The sequence below is a fragment of the Agrobacterium sp. SUL3 genome (assembly GCF_001263295.1).
GTDB lineage: Bacteria > Pseudomonadota > Alphaproteobacteria > Rhizobiales > Rhizobiaceae > Agrobacterium > Agrobacterium tomkonis.
Genome location: NZ_KQ414499.1, coordinates 367,227 through 386,933, shown reverse-complemented (window position 1 = coordinate 386,933; position 19,707 = coordinate 367,227). Strand labels below are relative to the sequence as shown.

The 19,707-nt window shown below is 58.6% G+C and carries 22 protein-coding genes; 15 read left to right on the top strand and 7 right to left on the bottom strand.

Annotated features, from left to right (window positions below):
* Positions 1-121: 121 nt before the first annotated feature.
* The 3 genes from choW (at position 122) to AKG12_RS05670 (ending at position 2,883) form a co-directional block, all read left to right on the top strand.
* A complete protein-coding gene (choW, locus tag AKG12_RS05680) occupies positions 122-973 on the top strand; it encodes a choline ABC transporter permease subunit (RefSeq protein ID WP_046798408.1) in 852 nt (283 codons plus the stop codon).
* Positions 970-2,016, top strand: a complete 1,047-nt coding sequence (gene choV, locus AKG12_RS05675; protein WP_046797912.1) for a choline ABC transporter ATP-binding protein — start codon at positions 970-972, stop codon at positions 2,014-2,016. Before choW ends, choV begins: the two co-directional genes overlap by 4 nt.
* A 543-nt stretch (positions 2,017-2,559) precedes the next feature.
* Positions 2,560-2,883 carry an ArsR/SmtB family transcription factor gene (locus tag AKG12_RS05670; RefSeq protein ID WP_046797913.1) on the top strand — a complete coding sequence of 108 codons (324 nt, stop codon included), beginning with the start codon at positions 2,560-2,562 and terminating at the stop codon, positions 2,881-2,883.
* 138 nt (positions 2,884-3,021) lie between these two features.
* Here the strand turns inward: AKG12_RS05670 and AKG12_RS05665 are convergent, their stop codons facing one another.
* Positions 3,022-4,197, bottom strand: coding sequence for a DUF3095 domain-containing protein (locus tag AKG12_RS05665; RefSeq protein WP_046797914.1), 1,176 nt, complete (start codon positions 4,195-4,197; stop codon positions 3,022-3,024).
* A 286-nt stretch (positions 4,198-4,483) separates the two neighbouring features.
* On the opposite strand from AKG12_RS05665, the gene AKG12_RS05660 reads away from it, so the two are divergent.
* From AKG12_RS05660 to queF, 4 genes are all read left to right on the top strand, one after another.
* Positions 4,484-5,590: a branched-chain amino acid ABC transporter substrate-binding protein gene (locus AKG12_RS05660; protein ID WP_046797915.1), complete on the top strand. Its 1,107-nt coding sequence runs from the start codon at positions 4,484-4,486 to the stop codon at positions 5,588-5,590.
* Between the two features lie 66 nt (positions 5,591-5,656).
* A complete protein-coding gene (locus tag AKG12_RS05655) occupies positions 5,657-6,058 on the top strand; it encodes a glyoxalase superfamily protein (RefSeq protein WP_052818112.1) in 402 nt (133 codons plus the stop codon).
* A 155-nt stretch (positions 6,059-6,213) separates the two neighbouring features.
* Complete coding sequence (locus AKG12_RS05650) at positions 6,214-7,116, top strand: cation diffusion facilitator family transporter (RefSeq protein WP_046798409.1); 903 nt, start codon at positions 6,214-6,216, stop codon at positions 7,114-7,116.
* Between the two features lie 17 nt (positions 7,117-7,133).
* The gene (gene queF / locus AKG12_RS05645) at positions 7,134-7,598 is read left to right on the top strand and encodes a preQ(1) synthase (protein WP_052818355.1); all 465 of its coding nucleotides are present in this window, start codon (positions 7,134-7,136) and stop codon (positions 7,596-7,598) included.
* 25 nt (positions 7,599-7,623) lie between these two features.
* Here queF and AKG12_RS05640 read toward each other — a convergent pair whose 3' ends face one another.
* Both AKG12_RS05640 and AKG12_RS05635 read right to left on the bottom strand, forming a co-directional pair.
* Positions 7,624-8,379, bottom strand: a complete 756-nt coding sequence (locus AKG12_RS05640; protein WP_052818110.1) for a DUF2076 domain-containing protein — start codon at positions 8,377-8,379, stop codon at positions 7,624-7,626.
* Between the two features lie 100 nt (positions 8,380-8,479).
* The gene (locus AKG12_RS05635) at positions 8,480-9,070 is read right to left on the bottom strand and encodes a HupE/UreJ family protein (protein WP_052818108.1); all 591 of its coding nucleotides are present in this window, start codon (positions 9,068-9,070) and stop codon (positions 8,480-8,482) included.
* Between the two features lie 232 nt (positions 9,071-9,302).
* On the opposite strand from AKG12_RS05635, the gene AKG12_RS05630 reads away from it, so the two are divergent.
* Positions 9,303-9,884, top strand: a complete 582-nt coding sequence (locus AKG12_RS05630) for an ATP-dependent Clp protease proteolytic subunit (RefSeq protein WP_046797919.1) — start codon at positions 9,303-9,305, stop codon at positions 9,882-9,884.
* 172 nt (positions 9,885-10,056) lie between these two features.
* Here AKG12_RS05630 and AKG12_RS05625 read toward each other — a convergent pair whose 3' ends face one another.
* Positions 10,057-10,314 (bottom strand): pentapeptide MXKDX repeat protein, encoded by a 258-nt coding sequence (locus tag AKG12_RS05625; protein ID WP_052818106.1) that lies wholly within the window; start codon positions 10,312-10,314, stop codon positions 10,057-10,059.
* A gap of 219 nt (positions 10,315-10,533) precedes the next feature.
* Between AKG12_RS05625 and AKG12_RS05620 the strand changes: the two genes are divergently transcribed.
* Together AKG12_RS05620 and AKG12_RS05615 are read left to right on the top strand one after the other, a co-directional pair.
* Entirely contained in the window at positions 10,534-11,049 is a 516-nt protein-coding gene (locus tag AKG12_RS05620; RefSeq protein WP_046797921.1) for a sigma-70 family RNA polymerase sigma factor, read from the top strand.
* The gene (locus AKG12_RS05615; protein WP_052818104.1) at positions 11,046-11,690 is read left to right on the top strand and encodes an NrsF family protein; all 645 of its coding nucleotides are present in this window, start codon (positions 11,046-11,048) and stop codon (positions 11,688-11,690) included. The genes AKG12_RS05620 and AKG12_RS05615 overlap by 4 nt, the downstream gene beginning before the upstream one ends.
* Before the next feature lie 63 nt (positions 11,691-11,753).
* On the opposite strand, the gene AKG12_RS05610 is transcribed toward AKG12_RS05615, so the two are convergent.
* Positions 11,754-12,836: an esterase-like activity of phytase family protein gene (locus tag AKG12_RS05610; RefSeq protein WP_052818102.1), complete on the bottom strand. Its 1,083-nt coding sequence runs from the start codon at positions 12,834-12,836 to the stop codon at positions 11,754-11,756.
* Positions 12,837-13,117: 281 nt separating this feature from the next.
* Here AKG12_RS05610 and AKG12_RS05605 point away from each other — a divergent pair, with 281 nt between their 5' ends.
* The 4 genes from AKG12_RS05605 (at position 13,118) to leuA (ending at position 16,852) form a co-directional block, all read left to right on the top strand.
* Positions 13,118-14,296 carry a benzoate/H(+) symporter BenE family transporter gene (locus tag AKG12_RS05605; RefSeq protein ID WP_052818100.1) on the top strand — a complete coding sequence of 393 codons (1,179 nt, stop codon included), beginning with the start codon at positions 13,118-13,120 and terminating at the stop codon, positions 14,294-14,296.
* Between the two features lie 36 nt (positions 14,297-14,332).
* Positions 14,333-14,626 carry a BrnT family toxin gene (locus AKG12_RS29215; RefSeq protein ID WP_082178714.1) on the top strand — a complete coding sequence of 98 codons (294 nt, stop codon included), beginning with the start codon at positions 14,333-14,335 and terminating at the stop codon, positions 14,624-14,626.
* Positions 14,583-14,825: a type II toxin-antitoxin system BrnA family antitoxin gene (gene brnA, locus AKG12_RS05595; RefSeq protein ID WP_052818097.1), complete on the top strand. Its 243-nt coding sequence runs from the start codon at positions 14,583-14,585 to the stop codon at positions 14,823-14,825. The genes AKG12_RS29215 and brnA overlap by 44 nt, the downstream gene beginning before the upstream one ends.
* 317 nt (positions 14,826-15,142) lie before the next feature.
* The gene (gene leuA, locus AKG12_RS05590; protein WP_052818095.1) at positions 15,143-16,852 is read left to right on the top strand and encodes a 2-isopropylmalate synthase; all 1,710 of its coding nucleotides are present in this window, start codon (positions 15,143-15,145) and stop codon (positions 16,850-16,852) included.
* Between the two features lie 86 nt (positions 16,853-16,938).
* On the opposite strand, the gene AKG12_RS05585 is transcribed toward leuA, so the two are convergent.
* Complete coding sequence (locus tag AKG12_RS05585) at positions 16,939-17,889, bottom strand: metallophosphoesterase family protein (RefSeq protein ID WP_046797928.1); 951 nt, start codon at positions 17,887-17,889, stop codon at positions 16,939-16,941.
* A gap of 65 nt (positions 17,890-17,954) precedes the next feature.
* Here AKG12_RS05585 and AKG12_RS05580 point away from each other — a divergent pair, with 65 nt between their 5' ends.
* Positions 17,955-18,446 carry an NUDIX domain-containing protein gene (locus tag AKG12_RS05580; RefSeq protein ID WP_052818093.1) on the top strand — a complete coding sequence of 164 codons (492 nt, stop codon included), beginning with the start codon at positions 17,955-17,957 and terminating at the stop codon, positions 18,444-18,446.
* A gap of 16 nt (positions 18,447-18,462) precedes the next feature.
* Here the strand turns inward: AKG12_RS05580 and AKG12_RS05575 are convergent, their stop codons facing one another.
* On the bottom strand, positions 18,463-19,455 hold the full coding sequence (locus AKG12_RS05575) for a glutathione S-transferase family protein (RefSeq protein WP_052818092.1): 993 nt from the start codon (positions 19,453-19,455) through the stop codon (positions 18,463-18,465).
* Positions 19,456-19,707: the final 252 nt, after the last annotated feature.

The window sequence follows — 19,707 nt, the reverse complement described above, 5'->3', positions numbered from 1 at the left end:
CCCATGCATGACCTCAGCCGGCGAATTTTGTCGCATCGCAGGTCACGCGCCAGCACCGCGTCCGGCAGTCTCGCTGCCGGCCGTCGTTTCTGCATTTGTTCACGAAAGGTCTTTTCTTACCGTGGAATGGCTCAGCGCTCCTGAAAACCGCCTGCCTGTCGGCCGATATGCCAAGGAGGCCATCGACTGGCTGACCGGCAATCTCGCTTTTTTCTTCGATTGGCTTTCTTTCATCTTCCAAAGCGTCATCAACGCCCTGCTTTATGTTTTGCAGGCGCCGCATCCGCTGATCATCGTCGCGATATTGACGGCGCTTTCGGCCTGGACACGCCGCTCGGTCGGCATGCCGCTCTTCACGGCGCTCGGCCTGCTGCTCATCATCAATCTCGGTTACTGGAAAGCCACGACGGAAACGCTGGCGCTGGTGATTGCCGCGAGCGCTGTGTGCATGATCATCGGCATACCGCTCGGCATATTGGCGGCACGGCGTAAATGGATCTATGCCGGCATGCGCCCGGTGCTGGACCTGATGCAGACCATCCCGACCTTTGTTTACCTCATTCCGGCGCTGGTGCTATTCGGCCTTGGCATGGTTCCGGGGCTCATCGCCACCGTCATCTTCGCCATTCCGGCCCCCGTGCGGCTTACCCGCCTCGGCATCGTCTCGACGCCGCCGGCGCTGGTGGAGGCGGCGGTCGCCTTCGGTGCGACGCCGTCTCAGGTTCTGCGCAAGGTGGAGCTTCCCTTCGCTGCGCCGCAAATCATGGCGGGCTTGACCCAGACGATCATGCTGTCGCTGTCGATGGTGGTCATCTCCGCTCTCGTCGGCGCCAACGGGCTCGGCGTACCGGTGGTGCGCGCGCTCAACACCGTCAATATCTCCATGGGCTTCGAGGCGGGACTATGCATCGTCATATTAGCGATCGTTCTCGACCGGCTTTTCCGACTTCCCGGTGCGGAGGATGACCTATGAGTGATGCCATCATCTTCGGAAATGTCGACATCGTATTCGGTGACCGGCCCGATGCCGCCCTGCCGATGATCGACAAAGGCAGTACCCGTGACGAGATCAATAGCGAGACCGGGCTGGTGCTCGGTGTTGCCAATGCCTCGCTGTCGGTGAGTGAAGGCGAAATCCTCGTGCTCATGGGGCTTTCCGGATCCGGAAAATCGACGCTGCTTCGGGCGGTCAATGGTCTGGCGCCGGTGGTGCGCGGCAATGTCGGTGTGAAGACCAAGTCCGGTTATGTCGATCCCTATCGCTGCCCGGCGAAGACGCTGCGCGACCTGCGCACGCATACGGTTTCGATGGTGTTCCAGCAATTCGGCCTTCTGCCCTGGCGCAATGTGGCCGACAATGTCGGCTTCGGGCTTGAGCTTTCCGGCGTGCCGGAAGCAGAGCGCAAACGCATGGTGGCCGAGCAGCTGGAGCTGGTGAACCTGTCCGCCTGGGCCGACCGCAAGGTGGGGGAGCTTTCCGGCGGCATGCAGCAGCGCGTGGGGCTGGCCCGGGCCTTTGCCACCGGAGCACCGATTCTCTTGATGGACGAGCCGTTTTCGGCGCTCGATCCGCTCATCAGAAGCCGTTTGCAGGACGAGCTCCTGGAATTCCAGAGCCGGCTGAAGAAGACCATTCTCTTCGTCAGCCACGATCTGGACGAAGCATTCCGCATCGGCAATCGCATCGCCATGATGGAAGGCGGGCGCATCATCCAGTGCGGTACGCCACAGCAGATCGTCAAGCAGCCGGCCACGCAATATGTCGCTGACTTCGTGCAGAACATGAACCCCATCTCGATGCTCACCGCCGCCGACGTGATGAAACCGGGTGTGGACGAGCGAAACGGGCGGCTGACCGTGGCGGCCACTGCGCTTGCGTCATCGCCGCTGATCGACATTCTCGATGCGCTTGCGAAGCATTCGGGCGCGATTGGTGTCGTCGACAATGGCGCCATCATAGGCACGATTTCCGCAGATGAGATCGTGACCGGGCTGACCCGTCACCGAAAAAAATAATATTTTTTTCTGCGAGAACAGCATAAAGGGCCTTCCGTGATGGATGGCCCTTTATGCTTTTAAACGGACGTTGCAGCGCAAGTTATACCTTCCCATGGTAGCAAAGAATATTTTTGGTATCACAAGTTATGCATGAAAATAATTACTAATAAAAATCATATTGCAAATTTCGAGAAAATTGCGCAAAGTTAATCTAGATTCTGTAGGCCGTTGCTAAATTTAAGGTGGTATAAGATTGCAGCCTCAAAACCGGTCACTGGTCGTCAGGATTTATACGCTCAAATTCTGATCGTTTGCTGCTTATAAATACTACCGCTAATACATAAGGTTATTGATAAATTGATAAAAATCAGGCAAAAAGATTATAATTTAGTCGCGATGTCTTAAGTAAATAAATGATCAAGAATAGTCTTTGAAAGGGACACGATATAAGCAAGATTTAGGTATATACAACGTATCCGCCAAATTATAAAAACTTCTTTTGGAACACCTATTATAGCCACCATGACGGTCTTTCCGACTGTCATCAGGAGACTTGAGCGTATGGATAACCAATCTCTGTCGGAACATAGCATCGCCGCTGCAGACTTGCTCTCAGCGATGGCGAATCCCAAGCGCCTGATGATCTTATGCACGCTGGTGGATACGGAAGTGCCGGTCGGTGTTCTCGCTTCGCAGGTTGGTCTCAGCCAGTCCGCTCTTTCGCAGCATCTTTCTAAATTGCGTGCGCAACGGCTGGTCAAGACACGACGGGATGCGCAGACCATCTATTATTCCAGCAATTCCGAATCCGTCAAAAAAATCCTCGCATCCCTCGAGGAAATTTATTGCCAGGTGCAGAAGAGCAGCAGCAAGACTGCCGCTTGATCCCACGGCCATTTTCAGGCCTTTACGGCAACATATCCGTTGAAACCGGCGCACGACGCCGGTTTTTCGTTTTCGGGTCCTGCGTTTGCATCAGAGGGTCCATAGGGCAAAGAGATGCGCCTCTCACACCGGCGGGTTTCAGGAGGATGGCGCCGCCTGCATCTGTCGTTTGAGGCGGCTCGACGCAGCCGCATATCCGCCATCTGCGCCGTCCACGAAATGCATGTGATCTCGCGAAAGCGGCGAGGGAACGATACAGGTCATCAAGGCAGCCCCCTGCTCGTGCAGGCCGAAATAACAGGTTCCGGACAAGCGGGCCTGTTCCAGCCGGGCATGGATTTTTTCGAGCCGCGCGGCGTCTATGTCCACCGTCATCTTCAGCCCGTCATCGAATTTTCTGAAATCGGTATTGCTGGCCACCGAGCGCCGGTAACGCATGGCATTGAACCGTCCAAGCGATAGTCCCGTCCGGCCGAGGAGATTGACGAGCAGGCTTTCGCCGAGGATGCGCAGCGAACGGCGCTTCTGCCCCCAGCCATCGTGATAGGCCGCGCCGGCCTTTGCTTCCAGATCGAGGCCTTCTCCAACAAAACCGAGCTTCGGTCCGTCCTCCGGCACGGGGTGGCCATGTCTTGCATCCTGTGCGGCCAGGTCAACGAGATCGACGACCAGTTGCCGGAAGGCGGGCATATCCTGCGACGGTCCCGGCACGGCGATGATCGACACCACCTTGCCATGGGTGGCCGGAATGGGGTTCCAGCGACATGAGAGGCCAGTGAGATCCGGCCGCTCACCCGCCGCCGCGGCTGGCAGGGTATATTGCCCGTCTTTCATCCGCGCTTCCGCCCAGCTGTTGCCGCCGCCCGAAAACATGGCGTAGGAAACATCTTCGCTTGCCTGAAAGCGTGCGACCCTGACATCGAAGCCGTTTGTGCGGATGTCTTCGATCGGGACCAGGGCGACCCGCATCGAAAGGTCGAGATCGTCCTTCACCCAGCGCTGCACGTTCGAAAGAGCGATGCCTGCAAGCGGCAGTCCATTTGCGGGCACGGCGACGGCAGCGCCATCACCGCCGAAGACGAAGGGCAGGTCGTGGCGGCCAAGACTGTTCGAGACGCCTGATATGACCGCCGCGCCGGCCATGTTGACGGACTTGTATCTGCCGGCGCCGATTGCGGCCGTCGAATCGACGATATCGGCGATGGCCAATCCCCATCCCGGCGGCAGGGCGCGGTAAAGCGCCGGGTCTGCCACGTCTTCAAAATGCCGGAAGACGGGGAGGCCCGTCAGAAATGCGTCATCTGCTGCGATCATGCCGGCATTATCCTCTTCTGGCAGGCAAACGCCAAGGGTTTACGAAGGGTCGATTATCGGTTCTGATGGCGCAATCATGACGGGCGGGGCGATTGATTTACAGGTAATAGACCTTATCCAACAAAGGTGACTTGCATAAATCATCAAACCTTCCGTATGAGTTGAGATTGAAGGCTCGGAATTCAAACATGGAACGAGTTTTCGCCGGGAGGCGTCCGATAGGTTTCATTCGGTCAACGCCCATGGCGCTCACCGGGTCCGCGACCCCTTTTAAGGAGACACCAGGATGAAACTGAAGACATTGACCAGCGTGACGCTTGCAGCGTCCTTCGCATTCGCACCCCTTGCCCATGCCGAAATCGTCATCGGGCTGATTGCGCCGCTGACCGGCCCTGTCGCCGCCTATGGCGACCAGGTCAAGAACGGCGCCCAGACGGCAGTCAATGAAATCAACAAAAAGGGCGGTATCCTCGGCGAACAGATCGTGCTGAAGCTGGCCGACGATGGCGGTGAACCGAAGCAGGGCGTTTCCGCGGCCAACCAGCTCGTTGCCGAAGGCATTCATTTCGTCGTTGGTCCGGTGACGTCGGGCGTCGCCATTCCGGCATCGGATGTCTTTGCCGAAAACGGCGTGCTGATGATCACTCCCACGGCAACTGCGCCGGGCCTGACGAACCGTGGCCTTTCCAACGTCTTCCGCACCTGCGGTCGTGACGACCAGCAGGCCGAGGTTGCGGCGAAATACGTTCTCGCCAACCTCAAGGACAAGAAGATCGCCATCATTCACGACAAGGGCGCTTACGGCAAAGGTCTCGCGGATGCCTTCAAGGCAACGCTGAATGCCGGCGGCGTGACCGAAGTTCTCTATGATGCGCTGACACCAGGCGAAAAGGATCTCGGCGCGCTGACGGCCCGCCTGAAGTCCGACAATGCCGATATTGTCTATTTCGGCGGTTACCATCCGGAAGCCGGTCTTCTGGTGCGCCAGTTGAAGGATATCGGCTCCAAGGCCGCCGTCATCGGCGGTGACGGCCTGTCGAACAGCGAGTTCTGGAACATCGGTTCGCAGGCTGGCGAAGGCACGATCTTCACCAACGCCTCCGACGCGCTGAAGAACGATGACAGCAAGGCCGCAGCCGAAGCGCTGAAGGCCGCCAACATTCCGGCGGAAGCCTTCACTCTCAATGCCTATGCTGCCGTTGAAGTGTTGAAGGCCGGCATCGAGAAGGCTGGAAGCGCCAAGGATGCCGAAGCGGTTGTCAAGGCTCTGAAGAGCGGCGATGCTTTCGCCACGGCCATCGGCAAGGTCACCTATGGCGAGAATGGCGACCTGACGTCGCAGACCTTCTCGCTCTTCAAGTGGCAGGACGGCAAGATCGTCGCCGCCGAATAAGCCTACGATACCGGCCGCACCCGTTGCGGCCGGTCTTCTTTTATGGCCTGAAAAGGGGCAGTGACAATGGGCGACGCCGAGAAGCACAGCCTTTCAGAAATCGGTTTCGAGCGAACATTCCCAATCGTCAGGATTTTCGACGAGGCCAAAGCGCGGGAGTTTTATGTCGATTTTCTCGGTTTCGAGGTCGACTGGGAACATCGCTTCGGCGACAATTTCCCGCTTTATATGCAGGTATCGCGCGCCGGAATGGGGCTGCACCTCAGCGGCCACCACGGCGATGCGACGCCGGGCTCCAACATCTTTGTCACCATGCGCGGCGTTCACGCTTTTCAACAGGAACTGGCGGCACATGATTATCGCTTCATGAAGCCGGGCGTCGAAGAACTGCCATGGGGCGATGTGATGGAAGTCACCGATCCCTTCGGCAACCGCATCCGCTTCTGCGAACAGAAAAGCGAGGATTGAGGTCGTCGATGCGACGTTGAGGCTCTTGACCTTGCCGGCGGTTTGAACGATAGAAAACCCCAATAGCGAACCGCGCGCACGGAGACCCCGTGCGCGCGGTTCGTGCGTTTTGGCAGTCGGTCATGCAATTCGTTCGCATCCGCACGGGGGCAAAAATGAACAGTGAAGGCAATGCACTGGTAAGGAAGCTCGCATTCTGGGGCATTCCACTTTCTTTCGGCGTGCTGGGCCTCAAGCTTCTGGCCTGGTGGGTCACGGGGTCCGTCGCACTTCTGTCTGATGGTCTGGAATCGACCGTCAATGTGGTCGCGGCCTTCATCGCCTATTTCGTCATCCGGTATGCGCAGAAACCTGCCGATGACGACCACCAGTTCGGCCATCACAAGGCGGAATATATTTCCGCCGTCGTGGAAGGTGTGCTGATCGTCGTTGCCGCGCTGTTGATCGTGCAGGAAGCGTGGGGCAGCCTCTTCAATCCGAGGCTGCCGGAAGCGCCGGTTCTCGGTCTTGCCATCAACGCATTTGCAGCGGTCATCAATGCCGTCTGGGCGACGACCCTGATCCGCGTCGGCAGGAAATACGCTTCCCCGGCGCTTGCCGCGGATGGCCATCACATCATGTCCGATGTCGTGACGTCAGCGGGCGTTCTCGTCGGCCTCATTCTGGCGCTTCTGACGGGTTACGCCATTCTCGATCCGCTGCTCGCCATACTGGTGGCCATCAACATCCTGTTTCAGGGATCGAAGGTCATCCTGCATTCGCTTGGCGGGCTGATGGACCGGGCGGTGGAGCCGGAAGAAGACGAGGCGATCAAGAAAGCTATCGCCGAACATTCCGGCGGCGTGATGGGCGTGCATGACCTGAGAACCCGGCGCGCCGGTTCGGCGGCTTTCATCGATTTCCACGTGGTCGTTCCCGCCACGATGACGGTGCGGGAGGCGCATGATATTTGCGACCGCCTTGAAGATGCCATAAGGGAGGTCATACCGGGCGCCAGCCTTGCCATTCACGTCGAGCCGGAAGGCGAAAAGGCGCATGGCGTCAAAGTCATTGTATGAATGAACAGGAGTTTTCCATGTCCGTGACGGATGTTTCCGGCCTGTCGCAGCTGGGCACGAAGGTCGATACGCCCGAGAGCCCGGAAAAGGCTATTCTCGAAAAAGTGCCGAACGGCAATGCCGGCACCGATTATGTCGTGCGCTTCACCGCGCCCGAATTCACCTCGCTTTGCCCGATGACCGGCCAGCCGGACTTCGCCCATATCGTCATCGATTATATTCCGGGTGATTTCCTGGTGGAATCGAAGTCGCTGAAGCTTTTCCTGCAATCCTTCCGCAACCACGGCGCATTCCACGAGGATTGCTCGGTCTATATCGCCAAGCGTCTGGTGGAGCTGCTGCAGCCGAAATGGCTGCGCATCGGCGCTTACTGGTATCCGCGTGGCGGCATTCCCATCGACGTCTTCTGGCAGACTGGAGCGGCGCCCGAAGGCGTGTGGCTGCCGGATCAGGGCGTCGCGCCTTATCGCGGTCGGGGCTGATCCGGCTGTTTAGACGCATCAAGATTCAGGCGAACGAACCGTCGTCGCCTGAATCGGAATCCATATCGTCGGCGCTGTCATCATAATCGGCCTGCTGTGTATTGTCGTCATCGTCGTTGTTATTCTGCTGGCTGGCGCTGTCGCCGTAATAATTGTTGACGACGGTTTCCTCGACGGGGGCGCTACCCGCCGCATTACCGCCGCCGAAGGGTGAACCGAGCCCGAGTGACGACATGTGGCTGCCGAAAATGCCGCTCAACGAATTGGCAAGCAGCATGCCGCCTGCGACGCCGGCGGCCGTGCCGAGCGCGCCCTGCAGAAATCCACCACCTGAACGCCCAACGGCAGCAGGTTGCTGGCTCCAGGGGCCGCTGGGTTGCTGTTGACCGGCCTGAGATCCCCACGGACCGGCCGTCTGACCGGCAGTATCGTTGCGCCATGAGGTTGGCGCCACAGCAGGGGCTGGCGTTGGTGCGGGTGGCTGAGGCTGGCCGGTGCCGAAAATGGAACTCAGGAACCCGCCCTGTGCGGCCGCCTGCGGGGCGCCATTGCCGCTTTCCAGCGCATGGATGCGTTCTTCGAGCTGCCTGATATGGGCTGCTGCCGCTTCCAGCCCTTTTTCCTGAACGATCACCGCCTGGGCGAGATAATAGGGGGCTGCGGGCTGATCGCGCACGGCGTCTGCGATCAATGTTTCCGCCTCGCGGTCACGCGGGGTGGCGGATGCGGTTTTGGTCCTGTCGAACAGGGCCTTGAGAAGCTGGCTTTCTTCCGGTGACATATGCTGCCTCCTTACCGTGAAGCGTAAATCCACGATAAGGAGGTAGGCCTCAATTTTGGCTTTTCAAAGCGGCCCGAATTTTAAATTTCGGTAATGATCGTCAGCCGCCCAGGGCAAGCGACAGGCCGGCGATTGCCGTCAGCGCGCCTATGGTGCGGCTTGCCACCGAGCCGAAACGGGCAATGCCAAGGCCGAGCGCGATGCCGGCCAGATGCAGCAGCGCGGTGGCGATCATGAAGCCAAGGCCGAATTGCCAGGCGCCTGCACTGCCCAGTTCACCACCATGGGCGTAGCCATGGAAAAGCGCGAACGCGCCGACAACCGCTGCCGCAGCCGCCGCGGGAAGCTTTGCCGCTGCGGCAACCAGCAGGCCGAGACCAATGACGGAGGCGAGAATGGCGGGTTCGACGAAGGGAAGACCGATACCGTAAACCGCCATCAGAAACCCGACGGCCATGGTGCCAACAAAAGCGGAGGGCACGATCCACAGGGCTTTTCGGTCACTGTCCGCCGTGGCGATCTGCGAGGCCCATATGCCGACGGCCACCATCGCCAGAATATGGTCCGCCCCAAAGAAGGGGTGGGAAACGCCGGCCATGAAGGAGCCGTGTTCTTCCGGGTTCAAATGGGCAAAGGCGGGCAGGGCGGTAACGCCGAGCGCGGCAGCGGCAAGGCTTAGTCTTTTCAGCATGTTTCCCTCTTTTGATTGTTGCTGCCGGTCAGGATCCTGGGCTTCCGGGCCGGGCGGCGCTGCAATAAGGGGTCGACGATATCGTGAACGCAAATATGCTGTCCATGCGTCATCTGCCGGGGGTGCTGTTTATTGTTCAGGCGCGAACCTTGTCTTTTTCGCTCATTGCCTTACGTAACAAGTCGCACTATGTCCGAAGGGCATGCAAGAATTACGCTGGAGAGAGCCGTTGATGAACGAAGACGAAGACGACAAGAGCAAGGAACTGCCGATCGGCAAGGAAACGGAAGCGAATCTTTTCAAGTCGCGTTCGATCTTCATCTATGGTGGCATCACGCAGGAACTGGCGCAGAAGGTCTGCACGCAGCTGGTCGCGCTTGCCGCCGCCAGTGACGACGACATTCGCGTTTACGTCAATTCACCGGGCGGTCACGTGGAATCGGGTGATTCCATCCATGACATGATCAAGTTCATCAAGCCGAAGGTCTATATCATCGGCACGGGCTGGGTCGCTTCCGCCGGCGCGCTGATCTATGTTTCGGTGCCGAAGGAACGGCGCCTTTGCCTGCCCAACACCCGCTTCCTGCTGCACCAACCCTCCGGCGGTACGCGTGGCATGGCATCCGACATCGAAATCCAGGCCCGCGAAATCATCAAGATGAACCAGCGCCTGATCAAGATCTTCTCCAAGGCCACCGGCCAGAGCGAAGAAAAGATCGCCAAGGATATCGATCGCGATTATTGGCTCGGCGCGGACGAGGCCAAGGATTACGGCCTCGTCGGCAAGATCGTCGAGAGCCAGTCGGAACTCTGAGTTTCTGATTATCTGTTGAAAAAGCCCGTGCCGGTGGAAACCGGCGCGGGCTTTTTCATTCAGGCTAGAGCATTTCCAGCCAAAGCGGGATCGCTTTTACGTCAGGACAATGCGTAAAAACAAAGAGACGGAGTGTTTTCGCGTTTCGGAGAAAAGCGAAAATGCTCTGGTGTCATTTCATGGTGTCGCAGGCCTTCATCATGTCGGCCTTCTTCATCTTGTCCATTTCCATGCCAGCCTTGTGCATGCAGTCCTTCTTGCTGGCCATGGACATGCCGTCCTTTTTCATCGATTCCATTTTCATTGTCTCAGGCTTCATGGCGTCTTTCTTCATCGTATCGGTTTTCATGCTGTCGGCATGGACGATGCCTGCGAAAGACAGGGCGGACAGCATGGAAGCGACGGCAACGGCTGCAGAAATGCGGGTCATGAAAGGTCTCCTCTGGACGTCATCTTGTGTCCGCCGGCGTTGTGCCGGGGGTTCACGACTGTCCATTCGGTCGGAAACGGCCTATCGTTACAGCTTCACGGTCTTGTGACGGCATATTCGGGCGAGATTTTTTTAAAGCCATTATGTAACAATATCCTTCGGACTGCGAATAACCCGATAGTGACGATGACAGGCAGCCTTTCGGAAGAAACATTAAAGATATTGATGCTGCGTTCCCTTGACGGGGACGATAGCGCCTACAGGCATTTGCTCCACGCCTTGCGCCGGTTGCTTATTGCCTATTACGGGCGGCGCATGGCCTCCACTTCCAGAGGCGATGTGGAAGATCTTGTGCAGGAAACCCTTTTGTCGCTTCACGCCAAACGGGAGACCTATGATCGTGCGCGACCGTTCACGGCCTGGTTCTTTTCGATCGCGCGCTACAAGCTCATCGACCACTATCGCGGCAGGGGCGGGCGCATGCGGGCGGAAGTCGAGCTCGATGAAACGCTGGAGGCCGAGCCAACCATCGATGCGGTGACGGCACGCATGGATGTGGAGCGGCTGCTCGACGACTTGCCGGAACGGCAACGCGACCTCATTCGCAATGTGAAGCTTGAGGGGCAGTCGATTGCCGAAGCGGCAAAAAAATCCGGCCAGACCGAGCTTGCGGCAAGGGTCGGCATCCACAGGACGCTGAAAGTCCTGGCGGCAAAATTGCGGGGAGATTCGTGAGAAAGACGGACGACATCATTGATCAACTGGCGGGTGACCTCAGGCCCGTATCCGCGTTTGCGATGGAGCGCAGGCTCGCGCTTGCGGTCTTGCCCGCACTCGGCATTTCGCTGGTGCTGATGCTCGTCATTCTCGGGCTGCGCGTCGATATGGATGATGCTTTCACCGAACTGGGTTTCTGGATCAAGTCAGCCTACAATGCCGTGCTGGCCGTGGCTGCATTTGTCGCCATCAGGCGCCTTTCCAGCCCCGAAGGGGACAGTGGTCTTTTCTTTGTTTGGCTTGCGCTGATTTTCGTCGCGATGGTGGCGATAGCGCTTGTCCAACTCGGTTTTGCCGTGCCGGGCAGTTATCGCACCCTTATTCTGGGATCGTCGGCGCTGCATTGCCCGTTTCTGATCGCGGCTTTTTCACTTCCCGTGTTTTCGGCGAATTTCGCTGTTCTCAAGCGCTCCGCCCCGGCTAACCCCACGCTTGCCGGTTTTGTCGGTGGCCTTGCGGCGGGTGCGGCCGGAGCCTGGGTCTATTCCTGGTTCTGCACCGAAAACGGCATGGCATTCGTGTTGATCTGGTATTCGCTGGGCATTCTCATGATGGGCCTGATCGGTGCCTTTGCGGGTTCCCGTTTTCTGCGCTGGTGAAAGGCACTTTTCTTGCCGGCTCCGAACGTGGTCCGGAGCCGGTATCTTATGCCGTCACTGACATCACTGACCCAGATTGGCGGGAATTGCGAAGGCTGCGAATTGGGTGAACTGCTTGCCCGGATTGAAATTATCGTCCGAGGCGATGAAGAAAAGCTGCTTGCCATCCACCACCGGTCCGAAGGCGAAGCTTTCGATGTTGTCGATGTCGAGCCCGAAATCGCCTTCGTTGATCTCGAACCACGGGGTTTTCGATACGGCGCGCACATTCGCCGCCTCGATCTTCTCCTTGCCGAGGATGTTTTCCGCGCCGGACAGGTCGGCAATGAAAAAGCGGATATGGTTGCCGACGCCGGAAGCGAAATTGCGCTCTACAGTGACGAATCGACCATCCGGCATGGCGGCGATGGCGGAGAGACCATTGTCGTTGTATTTCGGCTCGGCGGCTGTCGGGGTCTTGGAGATCGCCTCGGTGACATAGACATGTTCGGCGACCGGCTTCAGTGTCGCCGTGTCGATGACGAGAATACGGGCCGGGCTGCCGGCCTGCGGGGTCGCCTTCTGCCCGTCCTGGGTCAGCGCGTTTTCCGTGGCGGCGATCAGCCGGTCGGATGACAGGGTCAGGCCTTCAAAGCCGAGATTGTTCTGCACGCCCCTGGTCTTTGCATCATTGACGAGATAGGCGTCAGGCAGTTCCAGCCGTTTCACATTACCGCCATCGAGGTCCGACACATAGATCGCCGGCTGGTTTTTCAGGTCGCGTTCCGAGGACCAGTAGAGCTTGCCGGCCTTGCGGTCGAGCGCGATGCCTTCGGCGTCGATGCCCTTCAGCGCGAAGGCTGCGCCGGTCTCGTCCTTCAATTCGCGCGTGGCCGCGATGTTCAGCGTGACGACACCTTCCGTGACGGCCAGTTCCAGCTCGTAATAACGGGCAGGGCCTTTTTCGACACGGTCATCGGAAATAGCCAGATAGCGGCCGGTTTCGCTATCAAAACTCAGATCGGAAATGCCGCCGAAAGCGACGCCATTGATCGAGAGGCCGGAAGGCACGACGATCTGGCCGAGAAAGGCTGGCGCTGGCGGGGTCTGGGCGGCGGCCGGAAGGGCCACAAGGCAGAAAGCGGCGATAGTGGCGATGCGAAACATGGAGGCGATCCTTCTTGTGGCGACTGCCCTGTTGGGATGGATGCCGCGAGGATTAGCGCCCTGCCGCTAAACTTTGATGACGTTTTCCGTATCTCCGTACCTGAAGTCCGGCGGTTCATCTTGCCAGGCCTTGTCTTTTTTGATCCTGACTATAGTCATGCTTCATCCAAAGCGTGTCGCGCCGTCCGGATTCGCGCCCTACGCTTCAAATTTTGTTCCTGCCTGTCGCCCCGCGGTCCGCTGCGGTTCTTGCGACTGGCAGCAGGCCCGCAGAGTGCTTCATGCTGAAAGATTTTTCCGTCCAGAGCCTGTTCATGGGATGCCTTACCGCCTTTGTCGGTTTTGCCAGCTCCTTTGCCGTCGTGCTGCAGGGACTGAAAGCCGTCGGCGCGACGGATTTCGAGGCTGCCTCCGGGCTGATGGCGCTTTCGGTGGCGATGGGGCTTTGCGCCATCGTTCTTTCCGTCACCACCCGGCTGCCGATCAGCATTGCCTGGTCGACGCCGGGTGCGGCCCTTCTGGCAACCACCGGGGTGATCGAAGGCGGATTTCCGGCGGCTGTCGGCGGGTTCATCATCTGCGCCGTCCTGATCATCATCGCCGGCCTGTTCAAGCCGCTCGGGCGCGCGGTTGCCTCCATTCCCGCGCCACTTGCCAATGCCATGCTGTCAGGTGTCATCATCGGCCTGTGCTTTGCGCCGATTAAGGCGATCGGCTTTAACCCGGCGCTCGGCCTGCCGATCATTCTCGCCTGGATCGTGGTTGGGGCTTTCCGGCGGCTTTTCGCCGTGCCTGCGGCGCTTGCTGCCTTCGTGCTTGTCATGATTTTCGGGGTCGATATTCCGGCGGGCGCGCTCGATAGCGTGGCGCAATCGCTGACGCCGCCGATGGAATGGGTAACGCCCGTCTTCAGCCTGCACGCCGTCGTCTCCATCGCGCTGCCGCTGTTCATCGTCACCATGGCCTCGCAGAACATTCCCGGCATCGCCGTGCTGAAGGTCAATCATTACGATCCGCAACCCGGACCGCTCTTCGCAGCGACCGGCTTTTTTTCGCTGCTGTCCGCGCCCTTCGGCGGGCATGCCGTCAATCTTGCGGCAATTACGGCGGCGATGTGCGCGGGCGAGGACGCCCATCCTGATCCGAAGCGGCGTTACTGGGCGGCGATCGTCGGCGGTGTCGGTTATATCATCTTCGGCCTGTTGGCTGGCGTGGTCACGGCATTCGTGGCGCTGGCGCCGCCTATCCTCATTCAGGCGGTGGCAGGGCTGGCGCTGGTCGGCGCCTTTTCTGGCTCTGCCGTCGCGGCTTTCAAGGAGCCGGAGACGCGAGAGGCGGCTGCGATCACCTTTCTCATCACGGCCTCGGGCCTCTCCTTCGGCGGTGTTTCCGGGGCTTTCTGGGGGCTGATCGGCGGCGGGTTGATGATGGCGTTGCAGCGGCTGGTGAAGCGTGGTTAAGTGGTGGAAATGGTATAGTTTTTATATTATATTCTTATGGTATTCGAATTTGATCCGGTAAAGAGCGCTGGGAATAAAGACAAGCACGGCATTGATTTTGTCGACGCGCAGGCATTGTGGCACGATAAATACGGTTTGACGGTTACCGCGAACGGTATTGGAGAAGAGCGGCTCGCGCTCATCGCTCTTCTCGGAGAGAAATTGTGGCTGGCTGTCCATACATTGCGAGGCGGCCGTATTCGCATCATTTCCGTGCGCCGTGCCCGTGAATTAGAGAGGCATCATTATGAAGACCATAAGCGTAGAAGAATTCGACAGGATGGCCGATGATGGCGAAGACATCAGCGAATATCTCGACTGGTCGACGGCGCGGCATCTCAACATCGAACCCAAGCGCGTCAACATCGATTTTCCGACATGGGTCGTCAACGATCTCGACAACGAAGCGCGACGTCTCGGAGTGACCCGGCAGTCGCTTGTCAAATTGTGGATCGCCGAAAGACTCGAGAATGGCAGGCAAGTAAAATAACCTGCGCATCACAACATCACTTGTCAGACCGCCAGCCGCTGTTTATACACGTCGCCATGAGCAACAGCATCGCAACCATTTTCGGCATGAGCGCGCAGATTTCTGCGAAGGCCTCGCCGTGCGGTGCACTCTCGCTTCTTAGCCTCGACCTTACACGCGGTTGCCGGGTCCAGTGAGGAGCGCCCGGCGGCCGAAAGCCCGCTGGCGCAAACGCTCCTCATCTCGAAATCTCATTTTATACTGGATTTAGGCCCTAAAGGGCCGCGCATCCGCCGATGGCTTGAAGAAGCCCGCGGACTGCGCAAGGAGGAAGCGAAATGGACGGCAAGATCACCAATATTTCCAAGGGCATGAACGACGCGAACGTCAAGTATCGCCCTTACCCGACCATCAATATCCCCGATCGTACATGGCCGGGCAAGACCATCGACAAGGCGCCGATCTGGTGTTCGGTGGACCTGCGCGACGGCAACCAGTCGCTGGTCAACCCCATGGGCCACGACCGCAAGGCCCGCATGTTCAAGCTGCTGCTCGAAATGGGTTTCAAGGAAATCGAGATCGGTTTTCCTTCCGCCTCGCAGACGGATTTCGATTTTGCCCGCTGGTGCGTGGAAGAGGGCAATGTGCCTGACGACGTCTCCCTGCAGGTGCTGGTGCAGTGCCGCCCGGAGCTGATTACCCGCACCTTTGAGGCACTGCGAGGCGCCAACAAGCCGATCATCCATTTCTACAATTCCACCTCGGAATTGCAGCGCCGTGTCGTGTTCGGCAAGGATGTGCACGGCATCAAGCAGATTGCCGTCGATGCCGCCAAGATGATCACCGACATGGCGGCCAAGGCCGGTGGTGGTTTCCGCTTCGAATATTCGCCTGAGAGCTTTACCGGCACCGAACTGGAAGTGGCGCTGGAAATCTGCAACGCCGTGGTCGAGGTGGTGAAGCCGACGGCGGACAACAAGCTGATCCTGAACCTGCCTTCCACCGTTGAGATGGCGACGCCGAACATCTATGCCGACCAGATCGAATGGATGTGCCGCAATATCGACAACCGCGAAAACGTCATCATCTCGCTGCATCCGCATAATGACCGCGGCACCGGCATCGCCGCGACCGAGCTGGGCCTGATGGCGGGTGCGGACCGTGTCGAAGGCACGTTGTTCGGCAATGGCGAGCGCACCGGCAATGTCGACGTCGTGACGCTGGCGCTGAACATGTATACGCAGGGCGTCGATCCGGAACTGGATTGCCGCGATATCGAGCGCATCAAGGCCGTCTATGAATATTCCAACGAGATGACGATTCCAGAGCGCCATCCTTATGTCGGCGAACTGGTCTATACGGCGTTTTCCGGCTCGCATCAGGATGCGATCAACAAGGGCATGAAGGCGATCAAGGTTGCCAACCATCCCGTCTGGGAAGTGCCCTATCTGCCGATCGACCCGAAGGATGTCGGCCGTTCCTACGAGGCGATCATCCGCATCAACTCGCAGTCCGGCAAGGGCGGCATCGCTTATATTCTCCAGCAGGATTATGGCATCAACCTGCCGCGCAACCTGCAGGTGGAATTCCGCGAGGAGATCCAGCGCATCACCGATGAAGAAGGCGTCGAACTGCCGGCCAAGCGCATCTATGAACGCTTTATCGAGCGTTATGTGACGCAGCCGAATGCGCGCATCAAGTTCGTCGATCACCACACCTATCCGGCCGGCGATTTCAAGGGTGTGCGCATCGTTGCCGCCGAAATTACCGACAATGGCGAGGTGAAGCGCATCGAGGGCAAGGGCACCGGCCCGATCGACGGGTTCATCAATGCGCTGTCGGTCTATCTCGGGGTTGATCTGTCGGTGAATGATTATTCCGAGCATTCGCTGCAGCATGGCTCCAATGCTTCGGCCATCGCTTATGTCGAGATGGAGCATCCGGGCGGCAAGCTGTTCGGGGCAGGCGTCAATACGAATATCGTGGCGGCGTCGCTGGAGGCGATTGTTTCGGCGGCTAATCGGGTGCTGGAAGAGCGGGCTAAGTAAGCTTGTTTTGAGGGTGGGGCTTTACCCCCTCTGCCCTGCCGGGCAGAGGGGGTAAAGCCCCACCCGCGAACCTTGATCTCGCGAACCTATTCCCTCGGCAAAGAAAACCCCAGCGGCCGCCCGTTTTCATAAAATACCCGCACATCCTCCAGCGCCACGCCCGTCCCCGTCTCATCAAGACTATGGCGCTCGCAGGTGACGTTCCAGGTGCCGGGACCACCGGAAATATGAAAGAGATTATAGGCCGCGCGCGGTTTTTCACCGCCCGGTCCCTGGCTGGCGGAGGAAATGCCGACGACCGGGATGTGGTCTTCCCCGTGATGGGTGTTCAGCCAGTACACCGTATTCAAATGGGTATGACCGTGCAGCACGAGTTCCGCGCCACCGACGCCGAGAGCGGCGGCAAAGCGACGAACGCCGAACATGCGTTTATGGGCGGCAGTGGCGCCCCGGATCGGCGGATGATGGATCATCACAACGCGAAAAAGGCCCTGTTCACCGGCTTTTTTCAAAAGCTCCGCCGTCGCGCGCGCCTGTCGGTTGCCGAAATAGCCGGTTGCCGAAAAGGGCGGTGTGGCAATCGAGGTGGAGCAGCCGATCAGTGCGACGGGACCACGCACGCGCATATAGGGGAAAATCTTGCGGTCGTCGTCCCATTCCGGCGGGTCGCCATCGCCGCGCACATAGGGGTACCAGGCCTGCATGGCCTTGTCGTGCGCGCCGGAAACGTAGGCGTCATGATTGCCGGGAACGACGGACGTCTTTTCAGGATCGCCCACTTCCTCCAGCCAGTCGGCGGCGGCACGAATTTCAATGCCGGTCGCAAGATTGACGAGATCGCCGGTAATAGCCAGATGATCCGGCGATTTGCTCTCGAGATCGTCGAGCAGTTTTTCCAGCGTATCGGTGAAGAGATGCTTACGGCGGTTGCGGTGCCAGTTGACGAAACCGGTGATACGCTTGGATGCAAGTTCCCGGAAAGTGAGTTTCGGCAGTGGCCCTAAATGGACGTCTGAAATATGCGCAAGTTTGAACATGGCGGCAGAGATAACCTATGATATGTCGCACGTCCAATAAAAGCCGGCCGGCGGGGGAAACCAGGGTGAATGACGAGACAACCGAGCGACAGGCCCGTCCGTTCCATATGCGTGTCTTCATCCGCTTTCTGCATTTCGTTTTCCTGCTCACGCGGGGCGCCACGCTTGGGGTGCGTGCGGCCTGTTTCGATGAAAATGGCAGGATTTTTATGGTGCGGCACACCTATCTGCCCGGCTGGTATCTGCCGGGCGGTGGCGTGGAGCGCGGCGAAACCCTGCTTGCGGCGCTGCACAAGGAAATCCGCGAGGAAGGCAATCTCGAAGCGGCTTCTAAGCCAGAGCTTTTCCACGTCTATCTCAATCTGGAAGGCAGCAATCGCGACCATGTCGCGCTTTACCGGCTTGATGTCATCCAGACCCGGCCGAAAAAGCCGGATCATGAAATTGCCGAAAGTGGTTTTTTCGACCTTTCGGCTTTGCCTGAAGGGGTGACACCCGCCACCCACCGCCGCCTTGCGGAACTTGCCGGCAGAGCGGCGGTTACCGATCACTGGTAACGGCGGCGGCTTTCCTTCAGGCAAGCGTCTCGCGGCCATGGGCCATGGTCAGGTCCAGCTCGGGTCCGACGGGCACGATGCCGGTCGGGTTGATGGTACGGTGGCTGCGGTAATAATGCTCCTTGATGTGGCGCATATCCACCGTGTCAGGCACGCCCGGCGTCTGGTAAAGGTCGCGCAGGTAACCCGTCAGGTGCGGATAGTCGTGGATGCGGCGGATATTGCATTTGAAATGACCGACATAGACAGGGTCGAACCGCACCAGCGTCGTGAACAGGCGCCAGTCCGCTTCCGTCTGCTCCGTACCGAACAGGAAGCGTCTGTCTTTCAGGCGATCTTCCAGCGTATCAAGCGTTTCAAACACCTTCACGGCATTCTGCTGATAAGCATCCTGCGTGGTGGCGAAACCGGCCTTGTAGACGCCGTTATTGACGGTGTCATAGATCACGTCGTTCAGCGCATCGATCTCGGCGCGCAGCGCTGCGGGATAATAATCCGCGTTCGATCCGGTAAGGTCGTTGAAGGCGGAGTTGAACATGCGGATGATTTCCGCCGATTCATTGGAGACGATGGTGCCGCGATGTTTGTCCCAGAGCACCGGCACGGTGACGCGGCCCGAATATTTGGGGTCCGCCCGGGTATAGACCTGCCAGAGCGTGGAGGAACCGAAAAGGTGGTCTTCCGTCGCGCCCGGTGTGCGTTCGCTCTCAGGCTTGAATTCCCAGCCATTTTCCAGCATCAGCGGATCGACAACGGAAACCGAGATCAGGTCTTCCAGCTTTTTCAGCTTGCGGAAGATCAGGGTCCGGTGCGCCCAGGGGCAGGCGAAGGAGACATAGAGGTGGTAGCGATCCTTCTCCGCCTTGAAACCGCCTTCGCCCGAAGGGCCGGGGGTGCCGTCGACCGTCACCCAGTTGCGGAATTGTGAGGCGCCGCGCTTGAAATGCCCCTTGGTTTCCTTGGTGTCGTACCAGACGTCTTTCCATACGCCTTCCACCAGCATGCCCATGACGATCTCCTTGATTGTTTCCTTGACGGCGATCCTAACCGTTCCTTGTCGTCTCGCGAACCCGCAAGGCGTTGAACAATGCGTTTCTGCTCTTGCCTGGGCTGAATGATATGGCTTCGAGATTTGTTCTGGACGGGTGGGAATTTTCCTGATAATTGCGATTTTCACAAATCTGAGGAAATTGCTGACTATGATCGAACCACGGATGCTCCGACGACGCTGACGCTCCTGAACGCCCTTACCGGCGCAGCC